The following is a 26623-nucleotide window of genomic DNA, read 5'->3' on the forward strand; positions in this document are numbered from 1 at the left end:
GCTGGGAAAGAAGAAGGAGCAGCTCTCCTGACGGGCCACCTCCAGGGCGTTGTAGAGACCGTTCATGTTGACCGACCAGGCCAGCTGGGGGTTCTTTTCCGCGTTTGCCGAGAGTATTCCGGCCAGATGAAGCACCGTGTCGGCCCTGTGTCTCTTCACCAGTTCGGTCAGCTTGGTCCCGTCCGTCACGTCCAGGAGCTCGAAAGGCCCCTCGCCAAGTCGTTCCGATCCCTCTTCCTTCACGTCCGTAGCCAATACGCAGTCGCTGCCGTATTCCTTCCTTAGGCGGCGGATGAGCTCCGTCCCTATCTGTCCCAGTCCTCCGGTTACCACTATTCGTTTCATAGGAAAAACCCCCTCAGTTAGGTTCGAAAATTGATCTAATCGACAACCCAGTTCATTATATGCATTCCGTGGCTGCATAACAAGAAAAAAGAGAGAGGGAATATCCCTCTCTCCTAAAAACAAACCAAGTTAGGCCTGAGCCCACCATTCCTTGAACGCCGCTTCCGCCGAATCGACGAAACCAGCGCATTCGTCGGTTATATCGTCGCTAAAATCGAAGGAAACGCCGGTCACAGATATCAAAAGGGTCTTCGGCTTCCTATAACCGAGATCGTCCATAAGGGACAACAACCAACTCGGCCCCATGGAGTGTATGTTCAACCCCTCCAAAGATGGGTCCGGTACTATCTCGTCGAAAGAAAACCCCCCGGGCAGCTCCACCGTGCTCGCATCAACGAAAACCGCCAGATCCACCGAAGTCATATCGTCGGCCAATTCGGGCAGCAACTGAGCTCCCAGCCATAGCTCCGTATCCACTCCCTGACCGCCAAGCCACTCGGCGATCCTCGGAGCCAGAACGTGACCTACGCGATCGTCCTGACGAAACTCGTTACCGTACCCTACAAGGAGAACCCTCATCTAACCCTTTAAGATCTCTCGGATCTCCCTGCCTTCTACGTCCACTATGGAAACCTTCAAAGGCATCTTTCCGACAGCGTGGGTAGAGCAGGAAAGGCAGGGATCGTAACAACGTATGACGTGCTCCATCCTGTTGAGGGCACCTTCCTTGACGTCTGCGCCGTGGATAAACTCCTTGGCTACCATCTCGACACCCTTGTTCATGGCATAGTTGTTATGACCGGTGGCCACTATGAGGTTGACCGCCTTGACCGACCCCACTTCGTCCACCTGGTAGTGGTGTATGAGAGTCCCTCTGGGAGCCTCTATGACGCCTATGCCCTCCGGCTGAAGTCCTTTTGAGGAAACCCTGAGATCGCTGCCAGTGATGTCCTCATCCAAAAGCAGCTCTTCCATACGTTCCAGTGCGTACAAGGTCTCCATCAGTCTGGCATAGTGAGTGTACATGGTGTAGTGAACTATGCCGTCCTCTCCCAGCTCTCTGAACCTCTTGAGCTCTTTGGAGGCCTCCGGGGTGGCGAAGTCGTCGCAGGCGTTGACCCTTCCCAGAGGACCGACCCTGTAGCTTCCCTGGGGAAAGCCGAGGGAACGGTAGAAGGGGAATTTAAGATAACTCCAGGGCTCGACGTGCTCTCCTATGTGATCCAGATAATCCACGTCGGGGAACTCGTCGGTGATCCTTCCTCTGGGACCGCGAAGACGGATGTCGCCGTCGAAAAGCTCCAGCTTTCCACCCTTCACCAACCCGAGGTATGAGCTCTCGAAGGAGGCAAACTTCTTGGCTTCCTCTCCGTTATCCTCAAGATATTTCCTGATCAACTCGATGGTGGCCTTTATGGCCTCTTTCTGCTCGGGAAGGCCCTTAAGGAACAGATCCCTTTCCTCTACCTTGATGCTCCTGTTGACCCCACCGGGAATGCTGTGCCAGGGATGGACCTTCTTGCCGCCCAGGGTCTTTATTAGCTCCTGGCCGAACTTCCTCATAAAGATTCCCCTCTTGGCCAGCTCGGGGAAATCCCTTGCAACTCCTCCGACGTGTCTCACCGCAGGATCGGCGTCGAATCCGAACAGCAGATCGGGGCTGGAGAGATGGAAGAAGCTCAGGGCATGGGACTGAACTATCTGTCCCATGTGCATCAGTTCTCTGAGCTTGTGGGCCGTGGGGGTTATCGTAACTCCCAGTATGGCGTCGCAGGCCTTGGCGGAGGCCAGATGGTGGCTAACCGGGCATATTCCGCATATTCTGGGAGTTATCACCGGCATCTCCCTGAAGTCCCTGCCCTTGCAGAACGCCTCGAAGCCTCTGAACTGGGTAACGTGGAAACGGGTCTCGTCCACGTTACCAGATTCGTCGAGATATACGGTTATCTTGCCGTGCCCCTCTATTCTGGTTATGGGGTTTACGACGATGGTCTTTCTCTCTTTGGGCATGATTCTCCCCTCCTCAATCGTACCGCATCATGTCCACAGGTACCGTGGGGATGCGCCCCTCCAGTATCTCCTGGAAAACGTAAAGTATGGTATCCGCATCTGGAGGACATCCCGGTATATAGACGTCCACCTTAACCTCGTCGTCTATCGGGATAGCCATGGGAAGCAACTTGGGAAGATCTTCCCCGGGAATGACGCCGTCGGGGTTTACCGTGCTGAGGGTATCCTTGTACCCTACCTCAAGAGCCTCCTCCGGCTTCATGAAATTCCTCATGGCATTGATACCGCCCATAACTGCACAATCTCCCCAGGCTATCAGGATATCGCACTTCTCCCGAATATCCCGAGCGATATGGACCTCTTCATCGTTGCCCAGAGCTCCGGAGATAACCCCCACCGTCACCTTGGGGATCTCCTTTATATCGGTTATAGGACAGGAGGTCAGTTCAACCTTGTCCAGAAGATCGACGATCCTCTCGTCGATATCGAGAAAAGACATATGGCATCCGGCACAGGCCTCGAGCCATACTGTAGCGACCTTTGGTTTCGACATGATCCAGCCCCCCTACAGTTCCACGGTCTTAGCCTTGTCCGGAGCTACATCGGAAAGGAAGACGCTCTCGCAGGGCCCGACAGAGCAAGACCTGTCGAGGGTCACGCCAAGCCTGTCGGCCAAACCGCTTACGACCTCATCGACCCCGATCCTCTCGTCGCCGGGCTTCACTATGACCTCGGCCTTTCTGCTCTCTCCCTCGAGACTACAGTAATGTCCCCCGACCTCGAACCAAGCCTGTGCCGGCAGGATGACGTCGGCCATGTTTACCAGAGGATGGACCATGAAGGGAGTGTGAGCCACGGTAAAACGGCTCTTGGCCATGGCGTCCAGCGTCTCCGGGTCTTCGTCGACCAGTCCGGTAGACGATACGAACAGGACGTCCAGATCCCCTTCTCCCAGCCAGGACTCCTGCCCCAACATGGCGTGAAGGGCTCCGAGACTGTTGCCGCTGGTCATCAGAGGGACCACTGCCAGTCCGTCGTCGAAGGTTCCGCCGGAGACTATGGCAACGTTGGTCACAGCTGTGACGGCCTTGGGGAACTTGGCCGCTTTTTTACCGACCACGAATACCGGTTTTTTCGCACCGGCCAGTAGCTTCACCGCCTCGCACACCGAAGCTGCGTCGAGATCGAAACGGTCGGCCAATTCAGAGGTATCTATATCCTTGCCGGACTTCACATCGGCCACCATCGCACAGAAGCCGCCGAGAAAAGACTCCATATCTGACTCATCAACCCTGAGATCTGAATCGGTTACTCCGGGGAAAGGCGCTCCGTCGCCGGAGACGTTGATGATGGAAGCCCCGTTCTTTATAGCCCCGACCCTAACGTAGCTCGCCACGACGGGAGCCTCTTCCTGAGGATCGGCACCTACCGTCATTATCACATCGGACTCGAGAATGTTATGAGCAGCTGTAAAGGGGCGAACCTTCTGCATGGCCACGGGTTCCATACCCTTTAGGAAACCTCTGGAAACGTCGCCGTTGAAGACGTCGTATTTCCCGAGTCCGAGACCGTATCTGAAGAGAGCCGCATAGCTGGAGAGATCCTCGTTGGAACTGAGATCGGACACCAGAGCCCCCACTTTATCCTTGGCGGCACCCTTTATCTTGGACGCGACCAGATCTAGAGCCTCGTCCCAGGATGCCTCCCTGAAGGACGACCCCTCTCTTATCATGGGAACCGCGACCCTGTCTCGCTCGGTCGACTTGGGAAGCTCCCAGCGCCCCTTGAAACAGAGCTGACCTCCGTCGGGAGACGAGGTCTCGGTTCCCTCGACCCTGGTGACGCTTCCGGTTCTCACGTAGGCTTTGATCTTGCATCCCATGGAACAGAGGGGACACACGCTCTCCACCACGTCGTCGCAGTCGTTCCTTCTGCCTCTGTAGACAAAGTCCCTTATGGTTATGGCACCGGTGGGGCAGACCTGGGCACAGGCGCCGCAGTCTACGCAGCTCTCGCTCTGCCCCAGCAACTGACCGAGATCGGCGACGACGTTGGTGTTCCAACCTCTCTTCTCCAGGTCGAGGGTATGGGCTCCGACTTTCTCGGAACAGACCCTGATACAGCGAAGGCATAGGATGCACCGGTTATGGTCCATCTGAATGGTCTCTTTGCTGGTATCGTTGTGAAAAGGAGCGTACAGGAAGGGATAGCGAACGCTGTCCATTTCGTGTTCTATTGCAAGACGCTGAAGTTCGCAGTCGCCGCTCTGAGAACAGAACATGCAGAAGTGGTTTCTGCCGGCGAACATAAGCTCCAGAATCTCCTTACGGTACGCCTTCAATTTATCCGTCGCGGTGTGGACTACCATCCCGTCGTTGGCGGGAGTGGTACAGGACGTGAGAAGCTTTGCGTTCCCCTCCACCTCTACGACGCACATACGGCAGGCTCCTATAGGAGAGAGCCCCTCTAGGTAGCAGAGTGTGGGGATATATATATCGTTGGCCCGGGCAACCTCAAGGATGGTCTGCCCCGCCGACCCGTTACAGATTTTTCCGTCTATGGTCAGGGTAATTTGACTCATCTGTTCGAACCTCCCGGGACTAGAGCTTGAGGATCGCGTCGAAGGGGCACTTGTCGTAACAGGTACCGCAGCGGACGCAAGCATCCTCGTCTATGACGAACTGGGTCTTCCGATCTCCGTCTATACAGTTGACCGGACAGTTCTTAGCGCAGAGACCGCACTTCTTGCACTTGTCCTGATCTATCCTGTAACGGATGAGAGCCTGACAGGCCCCGGCGGGACAGCTTCTGTCCTTTATATGAGCCTCGTACTCGTGACGGAAGTAACGCAGAGTCGTCAAAACCGGGTTCGGAGCGGTCTGTCCAAGCCCACACAACGACATGTCCTTGACCATATGGGCCAGCTCCTCGAGCTGAGCGAGATCCTCCATGGTCCCATCTCCATCGCAGATCTTCTTAAGAAGCAGGAGCATCTGCTTGGTTCCCTCTCTACAGGGAACGCACTTTCCGCAGGACTCCCTCTGTGTGAACTCGAGAAAGAACTTGGCGACGTCGACCATGCAGTTATCCTCGTCCATGACGACCATCCCGCCCGATCCCATTATGGCTCCGGCCTTGGCCAGATCCTCGTAGCTGACGGGAAGATCCAGGTGATCCTCGGTAAGACATCCTCCGGAGGGACCGCCTATCTGGACTGCCTTGAACTTCTTGTCCCCGAGGATTCCTCCGCCTATGTCGAAGATGATCTCCCGAAGAGTTATACCCATGGGGACCTCGACGAGGCCGGTATGCTTGACCTTTCCGGTCAGGGCGAAAACCTTGGTCCCCTTGGACTTCTCCGTTCCCATCGAGGCGAACCAGGCGCCACTTCTGCGGATGATGGACGGCACGTTGGCCCAGGTTTCGACGTTGTTTATGTTGGTAGGCTTACCCCATAGACCGCTGACCGCCGGGAAAGGAGGCCTAGGTCTCGGCATGCCCCTCCGCCCCTCTATCGATCCCATCAGGGCGGTCTCCTCTCCGCAGACGAAGGCTCCAGCACCTTCCTTGACGTGAAGAGAGAAGGAAAAATCGGTTCCCAGGACGTTCTCTCCGAGAAGGCCATACTCCTCCGCTTGATCTATGGCCCTTTTAAGACGTTTTATCGCCAGAGGATACTCGGCACGACAGTAGATATATCCCTCGTCGGCTCCCATGGCGTAGGCGCCTATCATCATGCCCTCGATGATGGAATGGGGGTCGCCCTCGAGTATGGATCTGTCCATGAAAGCACCGGGGTCTCCCTCGTCGGCGTTGCAGATGACGTATTTTTTCGGCCCCGGCGACTTGGCGCAGAAACTCCACTTGAGACCGGTGGGGAATCCTCCGCCGCCTCTGCCTCTGAGGCCGGAGGTCTTCATCTCCTCCACGACGTCCTCTGGGGTCATGGAGGTAAGGACCTTGCCCAGGGCCTCATAACCGTCTCTGGCTATGTATTCCTCTATCTTGTCGGCATCGATGTAGCCGCAGTTGCCCAAGGCTACCCTTTCCTGTTTAGAGTAAAAGGGGATCTCGCTGTAGTGGGGAACGTGGACGTCGCCCTCCCCGGTGTAGAGAAGACGTTCAACGGTCCTTCCCTTGAGAAGATGCTCCTCGACCAACTCGGGGACGTCGTCCTTGGACACCCTGCAGTAGAAGGTCCCCTCGGGATACACGACCACGATGGGACCCATCTCGCACATACCGTGACACCCGGTCTGAACCACCAGGATCTCGTCGTCGAGATTCTGCTTCTTCAGCTCGGATTTTAGACCATCCATAACCCCGTGGGATCCGCTGGACGTACAGCCTGTTCCACCGCATACGAGAACGTGAGCTCTATACATGACGACCCTCCGTTAGTCGTCGACCCTGGCGATTACCAGGTCCTCGACGATACGACCGTTGACGACGTGCTCCGACACTATCCTGGGCACATCCTCCGGGGTCACTCTGCCATAGGTGATTCTCCCTTTATTGGGATAAATCACGTCCAAAAGAGGCTCTTCCTGACACATGCCGATACAGCCAGTGGTCTGCACCGATACGTCCTTAAGCCCTCTTTTATCTATCTCCTTTAAAACGGCGTCCATAACCTCTCTGGCACCGGCGGCGATACCGCAGGTCCCCATCCCCACTATGACCTTCACGGCATTGCTGGATCTCGCAGCGGTCAGATCCGAGGCAGACGTCTTTATCCTGCGCAACTCGTCCAAGCTCTTGATCTTAGCCATATTCCCCCACCTCTCAGGCTACTCAAACTTCTCCAGGATTTCCCGTACCTTGCCGGGTTCCAGACGTCCGAAGGTCTGATCGTCGACCATCATGACCGGTGCCAGACCGCAGGCCCCGAGACAGGCCACCGGCTCGATGGTGAAACGCAGGTCCTTGGTGGTCTCGTTCTCGTTTATACCGGTTATCTCCTTCACCATATCGAGGATCTTCTGGCTGCCTCTGACGTGACAAGCCGTTCCCCGGCAGACCCTCACTACATGGCGTCCCCTCGGGTTCAGATGAAACTGGGCGTAGAAAGTGGCCACTCCGTAGATCTCCGCCTCCGGAATCTTTAGATCCTTGGAAACCGTCTTCAAGGCCTCCGTTGGAAGATAACCAAACTCTCCCTGGATGCTCTGAAGGATGGGGATCAACCCCCCGTGCTTCGATTTCCAGGGAGACACGATCTCACTGGTTCTGGCGATGACTTCTGTCGTGTTGAGCGACATATTCCCCCTCCTCTGAGATTGTTAAAAACTTCTCCATGTAAGAATACTCTCTTTCACCGTGCATCTCAAGAAAGGCCCGTTCCAAAATACAGTATAAAGTATATTCAATAATACATGCGCAATATTCCATATATACTGAATATTGACTCACACAAAAAAACACCTCCGCGATATCGCGGAGGTGTTTTTATCCTTTTTGAGTTCGAGAACGAACATACACGACGGCGAGCGATCTGGAAAGCCAGAGAATCCCAGCCAGAGCCACCAAAAATCCCAAGCCCTGCCCCACCTTGAAACCCATTACACGGTCACCATCTCTGAGGATATCCACAAAAAAACGTTCGGCACCATAGAGGATCATCAAAAGAGGCCACAGCACCGCCACCGGAATTTTTCTCTTCCCCGCTCCTATTCGCCTCTCGATAGACCACAGAAGAACGGCTATCGCAAGGGCTCCGAAGGAATAGTAAAGCTGAGTAGGGTGAACCGGAAGGGGAAGTCTAGGGAACTTGACCGCCAGAGGACAGGAGGTAGTAATCCCGTGACAGCATCCGTTCAGGAAGCATCCCCACCGGCCTACGGCGATACAGGCCATGGTGGGAACGCTAGCGGCCTCGGCAAGACGCCACACCTCTATCCCCTTACGCCGACAGAGCCAGATTCCCGTCAATCCGCAGGAAATGGCCGCAGGCATGGAGGACATCCCTCCTTCCCAGATCCTCCATATTCTGGACGGATCCTGGGCATAGACCGACCAGTTGTCGAAATATCCGCCTATCCTGGCTCCGAGAAGCATGGCGATGAAACTCCACATAAGAACGTGATAAAGGTCGTCCGGGTCGACGAGGTAACGTTTCTCCGCTCTGGACCTGGTCCAGAAGAGGGCTATCCACAAACCGGCGGTCCACAGCACGTAATAGCTGTGGACCGGAATGGATCCGAGATGAAATAAAACGGGGTACATCAACGTCTCCCGGAAGATCGTCTTTTTCTGCCCTGCTGGGTGAGGCGGATGGCCACCTTACGATCCGGGTCGACACCTACCGAGTGGGTCTCGACGTCCCTTCTGTCCTTGAGGGCGATGTGGACGATCCGTCTCTCCCAGCTGGTCATTGGATCCAGATATACGGTACGCCCGCTTCTGAGGGCATCCTTGGCGGCGGAGTTGGCCAATCTGCTGAGAGAGGATTCCCTTCGTTCCCTGTATCCGTCGCTGTCCAGCCGAACTCTAGCCCCCCCCGAACTCTGACGCACCATGAGGTTGGCCAGATATTCCATGGATTTTATGGTATCGCCGTATTTGCCTATAGCGATACCGGCGTCCGGACCGGAGAGGTTTATTCTGTCACGATCGTTGACATCGACCTGGATATCGAGATCCATCAGGGAGATCAGTTTTCGGACGACCTCCTCCTTGGAGCTTGGTCCTCCTGAAGCCGGATTCTCATCCTTTACGGGGGAGGTCTCCTCGTCCTCCGTCGGAGAAGTTCCGTCTATATCTATCTCAGCCTCAGAAATCTCAGGATCGTCGTCCCCCATACGGATCTCAACCCTCAGTTTTCTACCGAAAAGGCCGAAGAACGCTTTTTCCTCGTCCAAGACCTTCACTATCAACCTATCGGGATCGACTTCCCAGATATCGGACGCCTGTGCGATCGCTTCTTCCTCGGACTTGACGTCCAGGACAATTCTGTAGTCTTCGGTCACCCTTCATTCCTCCCTTCGAGGAAATTTAATCCTCCTTGGACTTCGTCGGGTTATCCTTGTACAGTATGGGTTTCCCTTCCTGCGAGGTCTTATGAAGGACCCACCACTGCTGCCCCACTCCTATGAAAGACGAGGCCCCCCAGTAAAGCATGACTCCTCCTGGAAGGCTGAGACAGATGAACCCCATAAAAACCGGCATGAACCAGTTCATCATGGCCATCTGAGGATTTCCGGTCGAAGACATCCTCTGCTGATACCAGGTCACGAATATTATCAGGCCGAGAAGGAGAAGATTGGGGCCGTAAAGTCCGAAAGAGGCCAACCCCGCGGGGTTGGCCATTATGGCCTTGACCACCGTCATAAAGCCGATATTTGTACCCTCGACGGCCACGACCCCGAGAGCATCCGCCATGGTGGTGAGAACGGACCCTTCAAGGGTGATGCCCAGGAAGCTGGCCCCTCCGAAATCGGAGTTCATAAGGACCCTGAAGAGAAGGATCAGTATGGGCAGCTGCACCAGAAGGGGCAGACAACCCGCCGCGGGGTTGACGTTGTTCTCCTTGTAAAGGGCCATGGTCTCCCTGCTGAGCCCCTCTTTGTCGTCCTTGTATTTCTCCTGAAGCATCTTGAGCCGGGGTTGAAGCTTCTGCATCTTCTGCATACTGACCAGCTGCTTGTGGTTCAGAGGATGGAGTAACAACCTCACCAGCAAAGTCAGAACGATAACCGCAAGTCCCCAGGAACCTACGAAATTGTGGATGGTCGAAAGAAGACCATACATAGCGTTACTAGCTGCTTCCCACAAGACTTTCACTCTCCTCTTGAGTCGGGTCCATCTGTTTTATCTGGAACCGGATCGTAGCCCCCGGGATGCCAGGGACCACATTTAACGATTCTATACAAAGCCAGCCAACCACCCCTGATCAAGCCGAAACGCTCTATAGACTCTATGGCATACCGAGAACAGGTAGGATGAAACCGACAGTTCTTTCCTAGATAGGGGGATATGAACAGCTGATATCCCCTAATAAGACAAACGGCGATTCGAGCCGGGATTTTCACCACGATATTCCGGGCCAGTCGGAGGACAAAAAACCCTTGCGCTCCATCAGACGGGATACATCGACGTAGACATCTCTAGCGTTTCCGCCGAGCCCTCTGTAGGACAGACTCAGGACAAACCAATATCCCGGACGAACCCAGGGAGCCAGCCTGCGGGCCGCCTCCCGAAGCACCCGTCTCCCACGACTGCGGACACAGGCGTTACCCTGTTTTTTGCCCACAACGACTCCGAAGCGGGTCTTTCCGTCGGGGGCCTCGATAAACAACAACCGCACCAGCGCGCCTTTATGCCGACTGCCGGTGCGGAATACAGCGTCAAACTCCCATCCCCTCTTCAACCTTAACGAGGGTGGATACTTGAACTCCAAGGCCCCGGTGTTAAACGGCCAAGCGCTTCCGACCTTTGGCGCGACGGTTAGCGAGGATCCTGCGGCCGCTGGGGGAGCTGGAACGGGCGAGAAAACCCATCTTTCTCTTTCTAGGTCTGTTGTGGGGCTGAAACGTCTGCTTCATGGTTACACCTCCTGCCATCTAGTGAAGACAAAAATCCCTATAGAATCAAAACCAGCCTGGACAATATATCACACTCCACCGGTGGGATCAACAGCTCTGTCTACCACTCTTGTCTTTCTTATCGGCACTTCCGGAAGACTATCTAAAACCCTCCAGTTCCTGCGGGACAAAAGCCTTCCGTCCAAAACGGCGACCCTTCCTTTATCTCCGTAGGAACGTATCAGCCGTCCCACCGCCTGTCTAAGGTGCATCTTGGCATTGGGAAGAACCGACTTGACGAAGCTGGAGGGCCCTTCCAGATCCCGTCTCGCCCTCTGGATCGGATCGTCCGGATGGGGAAAGGGAATACGGTCGATTATCACCTGGGTCAGAGAATCTCCCGGTACGTCCACCCCCTCTCGAAACGAAACAGTGCCCACCAGAACGGAACTTTCGTCCTCCCTAAAACGACGTAGAAGCTCCACCTTGGGAAGGTCTCCCTGGATCAACACGTTGTATCCGTCTCCATCGCAACGCCTGAGATACCCCCCTACTCTCTTGAGCAACCTGGTGGAGCTCAAAAGCACCAAGGACGCTCCCCCGTTCTCCTTGCAGAGCTTTCGGACCACCCGGCATACCCGATCGTCGTATTTTTCGTCGGTCACGGCTATTCCCAGATCGACCACCAAAAGCTCCATCTGCTCCGACAGAGGGAAGGGAGAGTCCAGCAGCAGGGAGTCGTCCGGTTCGAGACCGGTCTCCCTGCTCCAGTAGTCGAAACGCCCGTCCACCGCCATGGTGGCGGAAACGGCCACCATATAGGGAGGATCGTCCCCTTCGAAAGCCCTGGGAAGGATATCGCCGCATCTGCTCGGAGCGCTCGCCAGGGCGCCGTCCTCCTTCCAGTAAGTCCAATCGGGATAGTCCGAAACGTCCAGACACCACCGAAAGGCCTGCCCCATCTCGTCCAATACCTGTACCCAGGCGAGATACTCCGCTCCGTCCCTGGCCATCTCCTCGCCGGAGGGCCCCAGATCGTCCAGATAGGAGGAAAAACGACGACCGGTTGCTACAACGGGAGCCGCCAGGTCCAGGACGTCGAGCCCCTCCCTGACCAACTCGGCCGGAGGATCGATGAAAAGACCGTTTTTTATCCCGGAGGAATCGAGCCTCTCGAAAAACAACTTTACCGCCCGATTCAAGGACTTGACATCGTCCAGCGTCTTCTGCTGATCGTAGCCCACCGTCTTCGCTCCCAGTTCGCTCAAGCCGGGAGACGGCACCCTTCTGAGATGTCTGATCCAGTCGTCCATCCTGGTGCTTACGGCCGAAACCGAGGAGGCCGCCTCCGGCATCCTGTGGGCCTCGTCGCAGAGCACCAGACGAGCCGGAACCGGGAAAGCGCCTCCTTTTCCGAAAGCGTAGGAAAAATAAAGGTGATAGTTCGCGACCACCACCGTCCATCTCGAAGCGTTTCGAAGAGCCCTCTGAACGAAACATCGATCCCTGTAGGGACACCGGGCCCCCAGACACCCTCTAAAACTGCCGGCTATCCGTTCCACCGCGGGATGCCCAGGCGGCAGAGGCACCTCGGACAGATCCCCCTCCTCGGTCAGAGCCAGCCACTCCAGTATAACTCCGGAGGCCTCTCCCTTGTCGTTGAAGGAAAGCAGCCCCTCGTCCCCGAGCTCCGACGCCTTTCTCATGCAGGCGTAGTTGCCCCTTCCCTTCAGCAGACCGAAGGGAACATCCAGCCCCAACACCTCCGAAAGAGTGGGAAGGTCCTTGTTTATAAGCTGTTCCTGAAGGGTTATACTGGAGGTCAACACCAAAACGGTGTTCCCCGTAGCCCTGGCCCAGGTTATGGCCGGAGCCAACAGGGCAAAGGTCTTGCCCACTCCGGGAGGGGCTTCGGCGGCCAAAATTCGACCGGAACGCCCCTTCAGCAGGCCCAACACCGCCTGAGAAAGCCTCTCCTGTTGAGGACGATATTCGAATCCGGAGAGGTTGTTGCAGAAAAGCCCATCTGGGCCGAATAAATCGGTCATGCAATCACCGTCGTTTTCTGATACAATCTTGTCTTGCGCCCGAAAGTAGCCTATGGCTCAATGTTCGACGAGCGTGTATAATACACCATGATTTTATCAAGGAGGTGAGTCGAGGATGCCCAACAAACAGTCCGCCAGGAGACGGGTCCGTACGTCCGAGAGAAACCGTCTTTACAACCGTTACTGGAAAAGCCGGTGCAAGACCGCGGTAAAGAGAGTGCTCGAGTCCGTCACCGCCGGTGACGTGGAGCTGGCCGCAAAGAGGCTCGACATGGCTCAGTCCGTTCTGGACAAGGCCGTCGTCAAGGGCGTGGTTCACAAAAACACCGCAGCCCGCCGCAAAGCGCGGTTGGCAGCCAAGGTCAAGACTTTGGCCACGGCAAAGGCGTAGCAAAACCACCGAAATCCTCGACGAGAGGACCCTACCGAGAGGTTGCGAATTCGCATCCTCTCTTTTTTTATGCCTCCGTAACCTCAACCTCACATGGACTGAAGCACCAATCTCTCAAGCCCGGCCCAGCCCTCTCCCGCTCCGGTACGCTCCGCCATGGACAGGGAGATTACCCCGGCCAGAAGGTCCTTCAGTTCCTGACGGTCGTACCTGCCTGCCGCGTCCCGCGCCTGTCTCGCCTGATATTTCGTCATGCCGAAGGCCTTCTCCACGGAATCGCCCCCGCCGGTCAGTGACAGATAGGCGGCGAAGCGCACCCTTTTGTGCAGGGCGGCCATGGTGGGGATCACATCCCCGGTCTCCCTGAGTTCCAAAAAACCCTGAAGACACTTCCCCGCCTTCCTGGCGCAGAAACCGTCCAATAGGCGGAGCATTCCCTTGGCCTCTTGGTTTAGGACCAGCTTCTCGACCATATCGCAGTCCACCGTCCCACCGTCGGCGAAATTCCCCAAGGTGGACAGGACGGACAGAAGCTCCTCCGGCTCCTCAACCCATTCGACCATCAGAGAGGCTGCGTCGTAATCTAGGTCTACCCTGAGGGACCGTGCCCGCCCCAAAAGCCACTTGGTCCTCTGAGAGGGCCAGAAGGGAACCTGCTCGGGCTCCTCGACGGTAGAGGAAGCGATCGCATCCTTGGGAAAAAACTTCCTGTATCCGCCGCCGTATAGGAGTATAAACCTGTAGTCGGCGTCACGGCCCTCCAGGGAGGGTATCAAAGAATCGGGAAACTTCCCCATGACCTCGGCCTTCTCTATCACCCGGGCGGAGCGGGAGGAAAACAGTCCTGCGGTCATGGCGTCGGCGAAAAGCCCGTTCCAATCCGTCTCCTCCGACGAGCCCAGAACGTCGTAGCCGTCGGATCTCGCTTTTTCCACCGCCTCCACCAGAAGACGCCGCTGAGAGGACTCAGCGGCGCTTACTATCACCAGATGGGGCACCGTCTACTTCACCACCACGTTGACCAGTCGACCTGGCACGACTATGACCTTCACGACCGACTTACCCTCGATCCGGCCGACTATCCCGGGATGCTCCATGGCGACCTTTCTCAGCTCGTCCTCGGACACGTCGGAGGACACCTGTATCTTCTCCCGAACCTTTCCGTTTATCTGGACCGCCACGGTTATCTCCGGCTCCTTGACCAGCTCGGGGTCGTAGGACGGCCACGGCTGAAGGGAAGCGCAGGGCTTCTGTCCGAGACGTTCCCAGAGCTCCTCCGCCATGTGGGGAGCGTAGGGACACAGACACAGAACGAAGGACTCCATGAGGGATCTATAGGCCACGTCTGCCTTGAAACACTCGTTCACGAACACCATCATCTGAGCTATGGCGGTGTTGAAACTTAGAGAGTCGGTATCGGAGGACACCTTGGCTATGGTCTGATGGAGAACCCTGATCAGCTCCACAGGAGGCTCGTCGTCCACCAAAGGCCTGTCCATCAGCCTCCACAACCTGTCGAGGAAACGGTGAACCCCTATGAGTCCCTGGGTGGACCAGGGCTTGGACATCTGAAGGGGCCCCATGAACATCTCGTACATCCTCATGGAATCGGCTCCGTAGTTCTCTATTATGTCGTCCGGATTTATGACGTTCTTCAGGGACTTGGACATCTTGGCCACGACCCTCTCGAGTGGCTCGCCGGTGTCCCTCTCCACGAAACTGTCCGGACCGGTCTCCTCGACCTCGTCGGTCGGCACCAGAGACTTGTCCTTTCTCTGATAGGCGAAGGAGGTTATCATCCCCTGGTTGACCAGCCTCTGGAAGGGCTCGTCGGTGTTCACCACCCCGAGATCGAAGAGAACCTTGTGCCAGAAACGAGCGTAGAGCAGGTGTAGAACAGCGTGCTCCGCTCCTCCGACGTAGAGGTCCACCGGCATCCAGTAGTCCACCTTGTCCCGCCCCACGAACTCGGACTCGTTGTCCGGGTCGAGATAGCGAAGGTAATACCAGCAGGAGCCGGCCCACTGGGGCATGGTGTTGGTCTCCCTCTTGGCGGGTCCTCCGCAGCAGGGACAGGTCGTGTTCACCCAGGAGTCTATGGCGGCCAGAGGAGACTCGCCCGTCCCGGTAGGAGCGTAGCTCTCCACCTCGGGAAGCATCAGGGGCAGCTGATCCTCCGGCACCGGCACCACTCCGCATTTTTCACAGTGAACCAGGGGGATGGGCTCTCCCCAGTAACGCTGTCTGGAGAAGACCCAGTCTCTCAGCTTGTAGTTCGTCGTTTTCTCGCCACGTCCCTTACCCTCCAGCCAGGATATCATGGACGAGATGGCCTCTTCCTTGCCCATGCCGTCCAGGAAATCGGAGTTTACGTGCAGTCCGTCCCCGGTGTAGGCCTCTAAGGAGACGTCTCCTCCCTGAAGCACCTCGACTATAGGCAGGTCGAACTTGACGGCGAACTCCCAGTCCCTCTGATCGTGGGCGGGAACGGCCATTATGGCCCCGGTGCCGTAGGATATAAGGATATAGTCCGATATCCACACCGGGATCTTCTTGCCGTTCACCGGGTTGATGGCGTATCCTCCGGTGAAGACCCCGGTCTTGTCCTTGCTGAGCTCGGTACGCTCAAGATCTGACTTCAGGGAGGCCTGACGTATGTAGTCCTCCACCGCGCCTCTCTGTTCTTCGGTGGTCATCTCCGCCACAAGAGGATGCTCCGGAGCCAGCACCATATAGGTAGCGCCGAAAAGGGTGTCGGGCCTGGTCGTGTAGACTACCAGCTCGCCCCTTCCGTCCTCCAGAGGGAAGGACACGTTGGCTCCGGTGCTCTTTCCGATCCAGTTTCTCTGCATGGCCTTGATGGCCTCGGGCCACTCCACCTTGTCGATATCCTGAAGAAGCCTCTCGGCATAGGCCGTTATCCTGAGGATCCACTGCCTCAGGTTTCGCCTCTCAACCTGGGCTCCGCATCTCTCGCACCGCCCCTCCTTTACCTCCTCGTTGGCGAGGCCGGTCTGACAGGAGGGACACCAGTTGATCGGGGTCTCCGCCTCGTAAGCCAGCCCCTTCTCGAAAAGCTTCAGGAATATCCACTGGGTCCAACGGTAGTAATCCGACCTGTGGGTGGAGACCTCCCTGTCCCAGTCATAGGAGAATCCCAACGACTTTATCTGCTCTCTGAAACGCTCTATGTTCCTCTCGGTCGTCACGACCGGGTGGGTTCCGGTCTTTATGGCGTAGTTCTCCGCCGGAAGGCCGAAGGAATCGAATCCCATGGGATGCAAGACGGCGTAGCCCTTCATCCTCAGGAAACGACAGTATATATCCGTGGCGGTATACCCCTCGGGATGGCCGACGTGCAGCCCCGCCCCGGAGGGATAGGGGAACATATCCAGCACATAACGACGCTTATCCCTGGGAATCGCGGGGTCCTCCTCGGCCTTGAAGGTCTTGTTCTCCTCCCAGTAGGCCTGCCATTTGCTCTCGATGGATCGAAAATCGTAATCCATAGCCAGTTCGTCCTCCTCCAGGTTCTATCTGAACTCGCCGATTATACCTACAAAATCGACTTATCGCTAGTTCAGCCCCAATCGGGCCATGGCCTCAGCCAGAGACCTGACCGCCATCACATCCATCCCCTTCGGGGCTTCCTCCTTCTCCCTGGCGCTGACCACGGCGCTTCTGAATCCCAACCGGGCGGCCTCCCTGAGTCTCTGTCCGGTTCGGCCGACCGGCCTTATCTCGCCTACCAGGCCGACCTCTCCCAAGAGGCAGCAGTCCGACGGGAGGGCCCTGTCCATGGCGGAAGACGCCAGAGAGAGGGCCAAAGCCAGATCGGCCCCGGGATCCCTGAGGTCCATCCCTCCCGCCACGTTTACGTAGACGTCCAATCCGGAGGAGGTTAAACCGCATCTTTTCTGAAGAACCGCCAGAAGCAGATGGAGCTTGTTCACAGAGGTGCCCCTGGCGGTCCGTCTGGGATAGGCGAAGTTCGTCGATGCCGCGAGAGCCTGAACCTCTGCGACCAAGGCTCGGCTTCCCTCCATCACCACGGTGAGGCCCACTCCCGGAACCGACTGGTCCCCTCTGTCCCAGTAAAGACCGCTGGGATCGTCGACCGGGGTCAACCCCCTCTCGCCCATCTGGAAAAGCCCGACCTCGTCGGTCCCTCCGTATCTGTTCTTGGTGGCCCTCAAGGTCCTGTAGGGAGATCCGTCGTCTCCCGAGAATAAAAGGACCGTATCCACCATATGCTCCAGCAACATGGGCCCGGCTATGCGCCCCTCCTTGGTTATATGGCCGACCAGCACCATCGGAATCCCCTTGGATTTGGCCGTATCTATACACCTCTGAGCAGTTGCCCTGACCTGGCTCGGGGTGCCGGGCCAGCCTCCCTCTCCGGGATCCTTCATGGCCTGAACGCTGTCTATCACCACTAGACCGTGATCGTTCAGGGACTCCAGAGCCATCTCTACGTCGGCGATGCAAAGCAGCTCCAGTCCCTCCGAGTCGGCTCCCAGCCTGGATGCCCTCAGAGCCACCTGGGAAGCGGACTCCTCCCCCGAGACGTACAGCACCTTGGAGCCCGACCTGGCCAGGTTCCCGCAGACCTGCAGCAACAAAGTGGACTTTCCTATGCCGGGCTGTCCTCCGAGGAGGACTACTCCTCCCTCGACCCAGCCTCCTCCCATAACCCGGTCCAGCTCCCCTATCCCCGAGGGCAGCCGCTTAGGGGGCTTCAGCCCCAGTATGGACCGTGGAGAAAGGGGGGACGATCCGCTCTTTCTGGCCTCCGTCGAGATCGGCAGCACCTCGGCCTCGACTGTCCCCCACTCTCCGCAGCCGGGACAGCGCCCCATGGGAGACAGGCTGACGTAGCCGCACTCGGAACAGACGTATCTTACCTCGTTCTTCTTCGCCATAAAAAAACAGCCTCCGTTTCGACCTTTACCGGATCATTGTACCGTCACAGGCCTGTCCTGACCACTTTACAGGACGACCTCACGATGGTATGATCCCGCACGACACTATATTATCGCTTTAGCATAATAAAGGAGAGATCCCAATGACATCTTCGAGATCGATGAGACGGTTACCGGCAGGGTGCAGAAGCACCGGAGGACGCATGGCCATAGCCATGGAGAGATGCCGACATCGATTCATAAGCCTCTTCAACCGACACGGATACCGCCTCTTCTGGTCTTCCGGGCTCCAGTTGCTGGAGACCTCCTGGGATCTTCTTCCTCGAACCATAAGGGAGAGCCTTCTGGTCTTGACCTCTCCTATGGGAGAACCCTGCTGTCTTCGTTCCGACATCACCCTGGCGGCGGTGAACTATCTGGCGAACCATTACTCCCCTCAGGAACGGCCTCTCAGGATGTGCTACGCCGATCGTCTCTACAGAAACCCCGCACCAGGCGGGGACCTGGAGAAATTTCAGATCGGAGCCGAGCTGCTCGGATGGGAGGGAGAGGGTGCCGACGTGGAGATCCTCTCCCTTCTTTTGGAGGGACTGGACTCTCTGGGGCTGAACGACGGAAAGCTCGTTCTGAGCGACGTCACCCTGGTGGACAGTGCCATGGACAAACTGGACGAAGGGCTGAAATCCGACCTGCTGAAGGCCCTTCAGGAAGGATCCTACAGGACCTACTTTAAACTTCTGTCCGGATGCCGATCCACGGGAAACAAGCTTCTGGAGGCGCTTCCGGAGCTGAAGGGAGGCCCGGAGGTACTGGACGAGGCCAGAAAACTGACAGGAGCAGAGTCCCTTCGATCCCTGGACAACATCAGTGACATCCTCGGAAGGATGGGAAGATCGGACAGAATAACCTTCGATCTGGGATCGATAAGAGAGCTGGACTACTACAGCGGACCGGTTTTCGACGTCTACTCCCCCGAGTCGGGAAAATCCCTGGGAGGTGGAGGAAGATACGACGGTCTGCTATGTTCCTACGGCCTTAGCGGACAGGCCATAGGCTTCGGACTCGACCTGGAGGAGCTGGCCAAACACTCGATCTACAGAAACCCGGAACCGATAGTGGCCATCAAGGGAGGGGGTTCCCAGCCGGACCTGGTCCTGTCCAGATGCTCCGCCTTCCACGACGCCGGGCTGACCACCGAGATAACCTGGAGCGACGACGGAGACTCGGGAATGGCCCGAGCCAAAGCCAAGGGATACTCCTGGTGGTACGATCCGAAAAACGACACCGTGACCGATATATCCAGGGAAGGCGGAAAGATCGCGAGCCTGGAGGTCTGGTTTCGAAACAGAGAGGAGAAAGGCTCATGCTGACCATAGCCCTGCCGACGGGACGAGTGATGAAAGAGGCGATAGAACTTCTGAGGGAAGCCGGACTCCCGTCGAAAAAACTGAGCAACCCCGGCAGAGAACTGGTGATAGAGGAAGATAGAATACGCTACATCCTGGCGAAACCCATGGACGTTCCCCTCTACGTCGACAGAGGCGTGGCGGACCTCGCCCTGGTGGGAAGCGACGTGATGTGGGAATCGGGAGCCAGACTGGTGGAGCTTCTGGACACAGGTATGGGGCGATGCTCCCTCCAGGTGGCGGGACCTCCCGAGCTCGGCGAGAGGTTTCGCTGCCACCGATCGGAGCTCATGTGGCTCAGAGTCGCCAGCAAGTACCCAAGGATAGCCGACGACCACTTCTCAAGAAGAGGCGTCCAGGTGGAGATAGTCCATCTGAACGGATCGATAGAACTGGCCCCCATGCTCGGCATGACCGACTGCATACTGGACATCGTCCAGACCGGAACGACCCTCAAGGCCAACGGCCTGGTTACACTGGAAAAGGTGGCTTCCGTGTCCCTCCGGCTGGTGGCCAGCAGGAAAAGCGCATCCCTCAGATGGGACGGTATAAAGCCGGTGCTGGAGAATATGAAGGGACTGGTAGGGGAGGTGGTGGCATGATAACCCTTAAGAGGGAGACCAAGGAGACCTCCATATGTCTGTCTCTGGAAATCTCCTCCGAGGAAAGGTCCGTCGACATAGACACGGGATGCGGCTTTATGGACCATATGCTGACCCTGATGGCCTTCCACGGCGGGATGAGCCTTAAGATATCCGCCAGGGGAGACGACGTCGACGACCACCATCTGACGGAGGACCTCGCCATAGTCCTGGGATCCGCCCTGCTGAAGTCTCTAGAGGGCCGCAAATACGAAAGATACGGATGGTGCGCCCTGCCGATGGACGGATCTCTGGCACTGGTGGCGGTGGACCTGAGCGGCAGAGGAAGCCTCACCATGGAAGCCCCGTTTCCCACGGAGAAATGCGGCACCTTCGACCTGGAGCTGATACAGGAGTTCTGGAGGGCCTTCTCCAGGGAGGCCAGGGCCACTGTGCACGTAAAGGCCCTGGCGGTGGACAACTCACACCACCTCGCGGAGGCCATCTTCAAAGGTGCGGGACGAGCCCTCGGCCAGGCCCTGGCCGAATCGGGCGACCTGAACTCCACCAAGGGGATGCTGCTGTGAGACAGGTGGGCATAGTGGAATACGGCGCCGGGAACCTGGGCAACGTGATGAGGGCCCTTAGAAGGCTCGGCAGATTCGGCGTGCTGCTCGATTCCCCCGACGAGATCCCCGAATCCGTATCCACCATCGTTCTGCCCGGAGTCGGGGCCTTCGGACCGGCGATGAATTCTCTGAGGGAAAAAGGCTGGGACCAAGCCCTTGCCGAATGGGCCGATAGAGGAAGACCCCTCCTCGGAATATGTCTCGGAATGCAGCTCTTCGCCGAGGGAAGCGACGAAAACGGAAGTCACCGAGGCCTGGGGCTCATAGATGGAAAATCGGAAAAACTGGACATGACCCCTCTACCCCACATGGGATGGAACGACATCTCCACGGAGGACCCCATACTCAAGCCCTTCGACGGCAGCTACCTTTACTTCGTCCACAGCTACGGCCTTAAAAGCTCAAAGGACCGGGCAGCCACGACCGAGGCGGGAAACGTCGCCTTCGTCTCCGCCGTAAGGAAAGGCTCCGTCATGGGGCTTCAGTTTCACCCGGAACGAAGCGGCGACGTGGGACACGCCATGCTGGACCGAATACTGGAGGAACTAGGCCGATGAATAAAATCGAGATATACCCAGCCATAGACCTATACGGCCGAAAGATCGTCAGATTGACCGGAGGAAACTTCGAAAAGATAAAGGAATACGGAGACGACCCGGTGGAAACCGCCCTATCCTTCGCAGAGGCGGGAGCCCGTTGGATACACCTTATAGATCTGGAGGGAGCGGGAAAAGGCTCTCCGGTCCACCTGAAAGAGCTGGAAAAGGTGGCAGCCTCCACCGGCCTGCCGGTTCAATACGGAGGGGGACTGAGAACGGAGGAGGACGTAGCCCTCGCACTCGCCTCCGGAGCGAAAAGGGTATATCTGGGAAGCCTGCTGTTCAAGGGCTCGCCGAGTACCCTCTGGGAAAGGTTCGGCAACGCCATCGTGCCCTCGGTAGACGTCAAAAACGGAACCGTGGCTCTGTCAGGATGGACCGAGGTAACCCAACTCCCTCCGGAGAAAGCTATAACGGAACTCCTCCGTATCGGCTACTCCACCTTTCTGGTCACGTCGGTATCCAGAGACGGCACCGCCGCCGGACCGGACCTGAAGCTCTACGAAAAACTGAGAAAAACGGATGGACAGATCCTGGCGGCGGGAGGCATAAGGGACAAAAAAGACCTGTCCGACCTGGCGAAGATCGGAGTATCCGGAGCCGTGCTCGGCAAAAGCATCTACGAAGGCACGGTAGATCTCCGAGAGGCCGTCGAGGAGTTCGGGATATGCTGACAAAGAGGATAATACCCTGCCTGGACGTCAAGAACGGACGGGTGGTAAAGGGAATAAACTTCGTAAACCTGAAGGACGCCGGGGATCCGGCGGAGCTGGCGGGGCTCTACTCCTCCGAGGGAGCGGACGAGCTTGTCCTGCTCGACATAAGCGCATCGGAGGAAAGGAGGACCACCATGGCCGAATGGGTGAAAGCCGTGGCGGATCGCCTGACCATTCCCTTCACCGTCGGAGGAGGAATCTCCTCGACGGAACAGGCCAGAGAGATAATAGCCCTCGGAGCGGACAAGATCTCCCTGAACACCGCCGCGGTAAAAGATCCCTCTCTGATAGAGAGATGTTCGAGACTGCTGGGGAGCCAGGCCGTGGTGGTGGCGGTGGACGTCAAGAGGGAAAACGACCGCTGGGCCGTCTACATACAGGGAGGCGCGAAAAAAACCGACCTGGACGGACTGGAATGGGTAGAAAAAGTCCAGAAACTGGGCTGCGGCGAGATACTCCTGACATCGATGGACGGAGACGGAACGGAGGCGGGCTACGACCTCGAGCTTCTGAGACGGGTATCCCTGGAAACCACCGTCCCGGTGATAGCCTCGGGAGGAGCGGGAAAGGAAGAACACATACTTCAGGCATTTCGAGCCGGAGCGGACGCAGCCCTGGCAGCGTCCATCTTCCACTACGGCAAGCTGAGAATAGGACAGGTAAAAGACTACCTCGCCGGGGCGAAAATCCCGGTCAGGATATGAGAGGACGGTGCAGATGAAACCGGAAGACATAAAATACGGCCCCGACGGCCTGGTGCCGGTGGTGATACAGGACGCCGACAGCGGAGAGGTCCTCATGCTGGCCTACGGAAACGAGGAGTCAATGAGGCTGACCCTGGAGAGAGGCGAGATGGTATTCTACAGTCGATCCAGAAAAGAGATATGGCACAAGGGGATGACAAGCGGCAACAGGCTGCCTCTGGCATCGTTGCAGATAGACTGCGACTGCGACGCAGTCCTTGCCAGAGTGCGTCCCATGGGACCGGCGTGCCACACAGGAGAGACCAGCTGCTTCTATCGCTTCATCCATGGGAACGACGACGACTCTCCCGTTTTTCTGGGCCGTCTGTGGGCTTACCTGAAGAAGAGATCCCAGGACTCGACGGAGGAAAGCTACACGGCCAGACTGATCGCCGGGCCCAAGAGCCGGGTCGCCCAGAAGATCGGAGAGGAAGGGGTGGAGACGGCCCTGGCGATAGCCACCGAGGACAGGGGACAGACTGTCTACGAGGCGGCGGACCTAGTCTACCACCTGCTGGTGGGGCTATTGGCTTCGGACCTGTCTCCGGGAGAGATATGGAGAGAGCTGAAAAAAAGACATAAAAGCGGATAGATAAGAAAGGGGCCCCCGAGTGGACGCCCCTTTTATCTATCCCGACATCAGCGTTCGTCTTTAGGGGTTCCGAAGTAATAGCCGGCTCCGGACTCGGAAAGAAACAACATCTCCCCCTGAACCCATTTTCCTCCCTTGGCCCTCACTACCGCCACCTTCTTCACAGAAGGACGATGGGTAACGGGGTTTATCTCCAAGCTCTCCGACCCTAGAGGAATCCCCTTGGTGGACGCCATGACCTTGGCCAGATGTTCGGAATCGGCCTTCTCCGCGTCTCTAAGCCCCTGGAATACCCACTGACAGCAGGCATAGGCCTTGGCCGCCAGAGGGCTGTCCGGAACCCGAACCCTGGTGGCGTCCCAGACGTCTGTCTTGAGGGTCTTGATAGCCTTATCCGACCTCAAAGGAAGGTCCTGATCGGCGGTCATTATCCCCTCCAAACCGACGATACCGTCCAGAGAGACCCCACCGGACCATACCGGGACGGATCCGTCCAGCACCCTCAACTGCCTGTAGAACTCCCTGGCTGCCATGTCGGTCATCCAGACCACTACCATATCGGATCCGAAGCCCAGCATCTCCTGAGCCATCATGGAAAACGAATCGGTGCCCCCTCCGGCAACCCAGAAAACCTGGGAATTGAGCCCTCCCTCTCTAAGACCTCTGGAGACGGCTCTGGCTCCTCTGGAAAGATACTCGGCCAGACGATCGGATAAAAGTCCCACCTCGCTTGCGGGAGGAAGGATGGATACGGCGGTCTCGACGGCGGCCCTTGTCACGTAAGAATCGTGAAGGTCAAGGGCAAAAAGCCCGGCCTTTACGACCTCCTTTTCGTCTCTCAAGGCGGTAGAGGAATCGTCCGCCAGGAGCAGCACCGGGTCTCCCTGTCGCCACGAATCGGCCAGCACACGGTTGACCCTCTCGTCGGCAAAGGATACGACAGCCAGAAAGCCCTCTTTCCTCCAACGAGCCATGTCGGAGGAATCGAACACGTCGCCCGACTCCAGGCGGAAGAATACGTCGTGTTCCTTTATCCCCTCGATGCTGTCGTTTACAAGCCCTTGAGCGTATTCCACCACGGGAGCCACAGACAGACCGGAAGGGCTATCCCAGCCGTCGGAAGGCGGGATCACCGCGATCGGCCAGGCCCATCCCTCCTCCACCGAGCGGGGAACCTCGGTCGCCGTCGACGACAGTGCCGTCAGCAAAAGGAGAAAAAGGGCCAATCCCAAACTTCGGAAACTCACCGTTTATATCCTATTATGTCTCTGAGAAGGCTCTTTCTGGCCGCTACGTCGTTCCCGGACTCGATCCCCTTGGGAACGAAGCCGTCCACGACGCCGACCACCCCTCTGCCCTGCTCCGTCTCCGCGATCAAAACCTGAATCGGATTCGCCGTGGCGGCGAAAATCCGGCACACCTCCTGACACCCTTTTATACGGTCCAACACGTTTATGGGATAGCCGTTTCTCAAAAGGACGACGAAACTATGACCAGCAGCGATCTTTCCGGCGTTCTCAACCGCCGTCTCGACCAGGTCGGGAGTGTTGCCGTCCTTTCGAATGAGACAATCTCCCGAGGCCTCGCAGAAAGCGATGCCGAATTCCAGCGAGGGCGACGAGGTCACAAGAGCCTCGTAAAGGTCCTCTACGGTCTTTATGAAATGGCTCTGTCCCAACACTATGTTGCAGTTCTCCGGAATGACCATATCCTCGACGCACCATCTCGAAATCTCAGCCATTTACGTACTCCTCCTTCTCGATCTTTAAAAGCCGATCCACAAGGACATCTGCGCCGCCCATCTCTGGACATGGAACGGTCCAGGAAGCGAGAGCCAGAAGATCCCCGGGAGCGGAGGAAATCGCCACAGGGACGTCTGCCCTGCGCAACAACTCCATATCGTTTTCGTTATCCCCTACGGCTACGACTATATCGTACTTCACCTCTACCATGTCCAGCAACCTGTTCAGAGCGCTTCCCTTGTTCACCCCAGGAGGCAAAACATCGACGAATCCGTTTCCCGCCAAGACGACCTCGGCCCTTCCATCTAGAGCCGATTTGAGCATCTCGGAAATCTCCCTTCCTTCCGACCGGGAGCGATCGTGAAACATAACCCTGAAGACCCTACCGAGATCGGCCTCGGGACCGGCAAGAGACGGAGAATATGGAACGTCGACGGACTCGAAAAACTCTATGGTTCCAAGATCCTGAGGCCTACAGAAGACCAGCTCGTCCCCCATAGCCTGAACCTCGACCCCCTGTTCCCAGCCGATACGAAGGACCTCCTCCACCAGGGCACCATCCATCTGAGCCTCCCAGAACACCTGGCCTCGTCTATCCATTATCCTGGCTCCGTCGTATAGAATCGACGGGAGCTCCGCCCCGACCGCCAGGATATGTGGCAAGGCGGAACCGAGAATCCTTCCGCTGGCCACAGAGATATCCCAACCGTCGGACCTCAGCCTTTCCAAGGCCAAAACGGTGACGGCCGACATACTGCCCTTGCCGTCCAGTAGCGTTCCGTCCAGGTCCGTTACCAACAGACGACGAAAAGGCCCCGCCGAACGGCGGGGCCCCGAAAAATCCATCCCCTCTATCACTGGGAAAGGTTCATCTTCTTGAGCTGCTGGATGACGTCCTCGGTGAGGTCCACCCCGCCGTAGAAAACCTGGGCCTTGTCCAGAACGACGGTTATACCCTTGGCCTTGGCCACAGTTCTTATGGCGAGGTTGATCTCCTTGAAGAGAGGTGCCATGAGCTTCTGCTCCTCCACGGCGGCCTCCTGTTTCTTGGTAGCGTAGATCTCGGCCTTCTTCTTGTTATCCGAGGCCTTCTCTATGGCGGACTTAGCCTCGTTCTGTTTGGACTCCAGAACGGCCTGAACCCTCTTAGTTACCTGCTCGAACTTAGGATGCTGAAAAAGAATCTTCTGAGGTTCGATAACTCCGATCTTCTCCGCCGCTATCGCTACGGACGAAAAGACCAAAGCGAAAAGAACTCCAAGAGCTACCAACCTGACAGACTTAACCATACCCATAGAAAAACCTCCTCAAAGCTATTGCATCTCTCTCGTTGCAGAAGAATTTTACCCCGTCCTTCAGGACAAGTCCACGGTAAAA

General features: G+C 57.1%; 30 protein-coding genes. 8 read left to right on the top strand and 22 right to left on the bottom strand.

Translation table 11 applies throughout. From position 1 onward, the window contains the following. The 15 genes from L2W58_RS11785 to L2W58_RS11855 form a co-directional block, all read right to left on the bottom strand. Positions 1-345 (bottom strand): NAD-dependent epimerase/dehydratase family protein (locus tag L2W58_RS11785; protein ID WP_236103617.1); only part of this gene is annotated, 345 nt, incomplete at its 3' end. Between the two features lie 129 nt (positions 346-474). Next, complete coding sequence (locus L2W58_RS11790; protein ID WP_236103618.1) at positions 475-924, bottom strand: hydrogenase maturation protease; 450 nt, start codon at positions 922-924, stop codon at positions 475-477. Beyond that, positions 925-2355 (bottom strand): Ni/Fe hydrogenase subunit alpha, encoded by a 1431-nt coding sequence (locus L2W58_RS11795; protein ID WP_236103619.1) that lies wholly within the window; start codon positions 2353-2355, stop codon positions 925-927. A 13-nt stretch (positions 2356-2368) separates the two neighbouring features. Beyond that, the gene (locus L2W58_RS11800) at positions 2369-2908 is read right to left on the bottom strand and encodes an NADH-quinone oxidoreductase subunit B family protein (protein WP_236103620.1); all 540 of its coding nucleotides are present in this window, start codon (positions 2906-2908) and stop codon (positions 2369-2371) included. Positions 2909-2920: 12 nt separating this feature from the next. Then, entirely contained in the window at positions 2921-4936 is a 2016-nt protein-coding gene (locus L2W58_RS11805; RefSeq protein ID WP_236103621.1) for a molybdopterin-dependent oxidoreductase, read from the bottom strand. 19 nt (positions 4937-4955) lie between these two features. Beyond that, on the bottom strand, positions 4956-6740 hold the full coding sequence (gene nuoF / locus L2W58_RS11810; protein ID WP_236103622.1) for an NADH-quinone oxidoreductase subunit NuoF: 1785 nt from the start codon (positions 6738-6740) through the stop codon (positions 4956-4958). Between the two features lie 12 nt (positions 6741-6752). After that, complete coding sequence (locus tag L2W58_RS11815) at positions 6753-7127, bottom strand: (2Fe-2S) ferredoxin domain-containing protein (RefSeq protein WP_236103623.1); 375 nt, start codon at positions 7125-7127, stop codon at positions 6753-6755. Between the two features lie 18 nt (positions 7128-7145). Further along, a complete protein-coding gene (gene nuoE, locus L2W58_RS11820) occupies positions 7146-7616 on the bottom strand; it encodes an NADH-quinone oxidoreductase subunit NuoE (RefSeq protein ID WP_236103624.1) in 471 nt (156 codons plus the stop codon). Positions 7617-7803: 187 nt separating this feature from the next. Next, positions 7804-8580: a prolipoprotein diacylglyceryl transferase gene (locus L2W58_RS11825; RefSeq protein WP_236103625.1), complete on the bottom strand. Its 777-nt coding sequence runs from the start codon at positions 8578-8580 to the stop codon at positions 7804-7806. Beyond that, complete coding sequence (gene jag / locus L2W58_RS11830) at positions 8580-9323, bottom strand: RNA-binding cell elongation regulator Jag/EloR (protein ID WP_236103626.1); 744 nt, start codon at positions 9321-9323, stop codon at positions 8580-8582. Before jag ends, L2W58_RS11825 begins: the two co-directional genes overlap by 1 nt. Before the next feature lie 25 nt (positions 9324-9348). Then, on the bottom strand, positions 9349-10104 hold the full coding sequence (locus L2W58_RS11835; RefSeq protein ID WP_236103627.1) for a YidC/Oxa1 family membrane protein insertase: 756 nt from the start codon (positions 10102-10104) through the stop codon (positions 9349-9351). A 29-nt stretch (positions 10105-10133) separates the two neighbouring features. Beyond that, positions 10134-10388 (bottom strand): membrane protein insertion efficiency factor YidD, encoded by a 255-nt coding sequence (yidD, locus tag L2W58_RS11840; RefSeq protein ID WP_476700528.1) that lies wholly within the window; start codon positions 10386-10388, stop codon positions 10134-10136. Beyond that, entirely contained in the window at positions 10382-10753 is a 372-nt protein-coding gene (gene rnpA, locus L2W58_RS11845; RefSeq protein ID WP_236103628.1) for a ribonuclease P protein component, read from the bottom strand. Before rnpA ends, yidD begins: the two co-directional genes overlap by 7 nt. A gap of 10 nt (positions 10754-10763) precedes the next feature. Next, entirely contained in the window at positions 10764-10898 is a 135-nt protein-coding gene (gene rpmH, locus L2W58_RS11850) for a 50S ribosomal protein L34 (RefSeq protein WP_005661824.1), read from the bottom strand. A 68-nt stretch (positions 10899-10966) separates the two neighbouring features. After that, a complete protein-coding gene (locus tag L2W58_RS11855; protein WP_236103629.1) occupies positions 10967-12925 on the bottom strand; it encodes an ATP-dependent DNA helicase in 1959 nt (652 codons plus the stop codon). Positions 12926-13040: 115 nt separating this feature from the next. On the opposite strand from L2W58_RS11855, the gene rpsT reads away from it, so the two are divergent. Continuing rightward, on the top strand, positions 13041-13316 hold the full coding sequence (rpsT, locus tag L2W58_RS11860; protein ID WP_236098005.1) for a 30S ribosomal protein S20: 276 nt from the start codon (positions 13041-13043) through the stop codon (positions 13314-13316). Between the two features lie 89 nt (positions 13317-13405). On the opposite strand, the gene holA is transcribed toward rpsT, so the two are convergent. The 3 genes from holA to radA form a co-directional block, all read right to left on the bottom strand. Beyond that, positions 13406-14314: a DNA polymerase III subunit delta gene (holA, locus tag L2W58_RS11865; protein ID WP_236103630.1), complete on the bottom strand. Its 909-nt coding sequence runs from the start codon at positions 14312-14314 to the stop codon at positions 13406-13408. A gap of 3 nt (positions 14315-14317) precedes the next feature. After that, complete coding sequence (gene leuS, locus L2W58_RS11870; protein WP_236103631.1) at positions 14318-16825, bottom strand: leucine--tRNA ligase; 2508 nt, start codon at positions 16823-16825, stop codon at positions 14318-14320. A gap of 66 nt (positions 16826-16891) precedes the next feature. Continuing rightward, positions 16892-18238, bottom strand: a complete 1347-nt coding sequence (gene radA / locus L2W58_RS11875) for a DNA repair protein RadA (RefSeq protein WP_236103632.1) — start codon at positions 18236-18238, stop codon at positions 16892-16894. A gap of 143 nt (positions 18239-18381) precedes the next feature. On the opposite strand from radA, the gene L2W58_RS11880 reads away from it, so the two are divergent. From L2W58_RS11880 to hisIE, 7 genes are read left to right on the top strand one after another with little or no spacing between them, the layout of a single operon-like run. After that, entirely contained in the window at positions 18382-19608 is a 1227-nt protein-coding gene (locus tag L2W58_RS11880) for an ATP phosphoribosyltransferase regulatory subunit (protein ID WP_236103633.1), read from the top strand. Further along, positions 19602-20246, top strand: coding sequence for an ATP phosphoribosyltransferase (gene hisG / locus L2W58_RS11885; RefSeq protein WP_236103634.1), 645 nt, complete (start codon positions 19602-19604; stop codon positions 20244-20246). The genes L2W58_RS11880 and hisG overlap by 7 nt, the downstream gene beginning before the upstream one ends. Next, the gene (locus L2W58_RS11890) at positions 20243-20812 is read left to right on the top strand and encodes an imidazoleglycerol-phosphate dehydratase (protein ID WP_236103635.1); all 570 of its coding nucleotides are present in this window, start codon (positions 20243-20245) and stop codon (positions 20810-20812) included. The genes hisG and L2W58_RS11890 overlap by 4 nt, the downstream gene beginning before the upstream one ends. Further along, positions 20809-21411: an imidazole glycerol phosphate synthase subunit HisH gene (gene hisH, locus L2W58_RS11895; protein ID WP_236103636.1), complete on the top strand. Its 603-nt coding sequence runs from the start codon at positions 20809-20811 to the stop codon at positions 21409-21411. The genes L2W58_RS11890 and hisH overlap by 4 nt, the downstream gene beginning before the upstream one ends. Beyond that, positions 21408-22127: a 1-(5-phosphoribosyl)-5-[(5-phosphoribosylamino)methylideneamino]imidazole-4-carboxamide isomerase gene (locus L2W58_RS11900; RefSeq protein ID WP_236103637.1), complete on the top strand. Its 720-nt coding sequence runs from the start codon at positions 21408-21410 to the stop codon at positions 22125-22127. Before hisH ends, L2W58_RS11900 begins: the two co-directional genes overlap by 4 nt. Continuing rightward, the gene (hisF, locus tag L2W58_RS11905) at positions 22121-22873 is read left to right on the top strand and encodes an imidazole glycerol phosphate synthase subunit HisF (protein WP_236103638.1); all 753 of its coding nucleotides are present in this window, start codon (positions 22121-22123) and stop codon (positions 22871-22873) included. The genes L2W58_RS11900 and hisF overlap by 7 nt, the downstream gene beginning before the upstream one ends. A gap of 13 nt (positions 22874-22886) precedes the next feature. Beyond that, complete coding sequence (gene hisIE, locus L2W58_RS11910) at positions 22887-23504, top strand: bifunctional phosphoribosyl-AMP cyclohydrolase/phosphoribosyl-ATP diphosphatase HisIE (RefSeq protein ID WP_236103639.1); 618 nt, start codon at positions 22887-22889, stop codon at positions 23502-23504. Between the two features lie 47 nt (positions 23505-23551). Here the strand turns inward: hisIE and L2W58_RS11915 are convergent, their stop codons facing one another. From L2W58_RS11915 to L2W58_RS11930, 4 genes are read right to left on the bottom strand one after another with little or no spacing between them, the layout of a single operon-like run. Continuing rightward, positions 23552-24751, bottom strand: coding sequence for a type 1 periplasmic-binding domain-containing protein (locus L2W58_RS11915; protein ID WP_236103640.1), 1200 nt, complete (start codon positions 24749-24751; stop codon positions 23552-23554). Next, positions 24748-25245: an adenosine-specific kinase gene (locus L2W58_RS11920; protein ID WP_236103641.1), complete on the bottom strand. Its 498-nt coding sequence runs from the start codon at positions 25243-25245 to the stop codon at positions 24748-24750. Before L2W58_RS11920 ends, L2W58_RS11915 begins: the two co-directional genes overlap by 4 nt. Next, positions 25238-26092: an HAD-IIB family hydrolase gene (locus L2W58_RS11925; protein ID WP_236103642.1), complete on the bottom strand. Its 855-nt coding sequence runs from the start codon at positions 26090-26092 to the stop codon at positions 25238-25240. Before L2W58_RS11925 ends, L2W58_RS11920 begins: the two co-directional genes overlap by 8 nt. Before the next feature lie 8 nt (positions 26093-26100). Beyond that, complete coding sequence (locus tag L2W58_RS11930) at positions 26101-26541, bottom strand: OmpH/Skp family outer membrane protein (protein WP_236103643.1); 441 nt, start codon at positions 26539-26541, stop codon at positions 26101-26103. Positions 26542-26623 lie beyond the last annotated feature (82 nt).

This window comes from Dethiosulfovibrio faecalis, assembly GCF_021568795.1.
GTDB lineage: Bacteria > Synergistota > Synergistia > Synergistales > Dethiosulfovibrionaceae > Dethiosulfovibrio > Dethiosulfovibrio faecalis.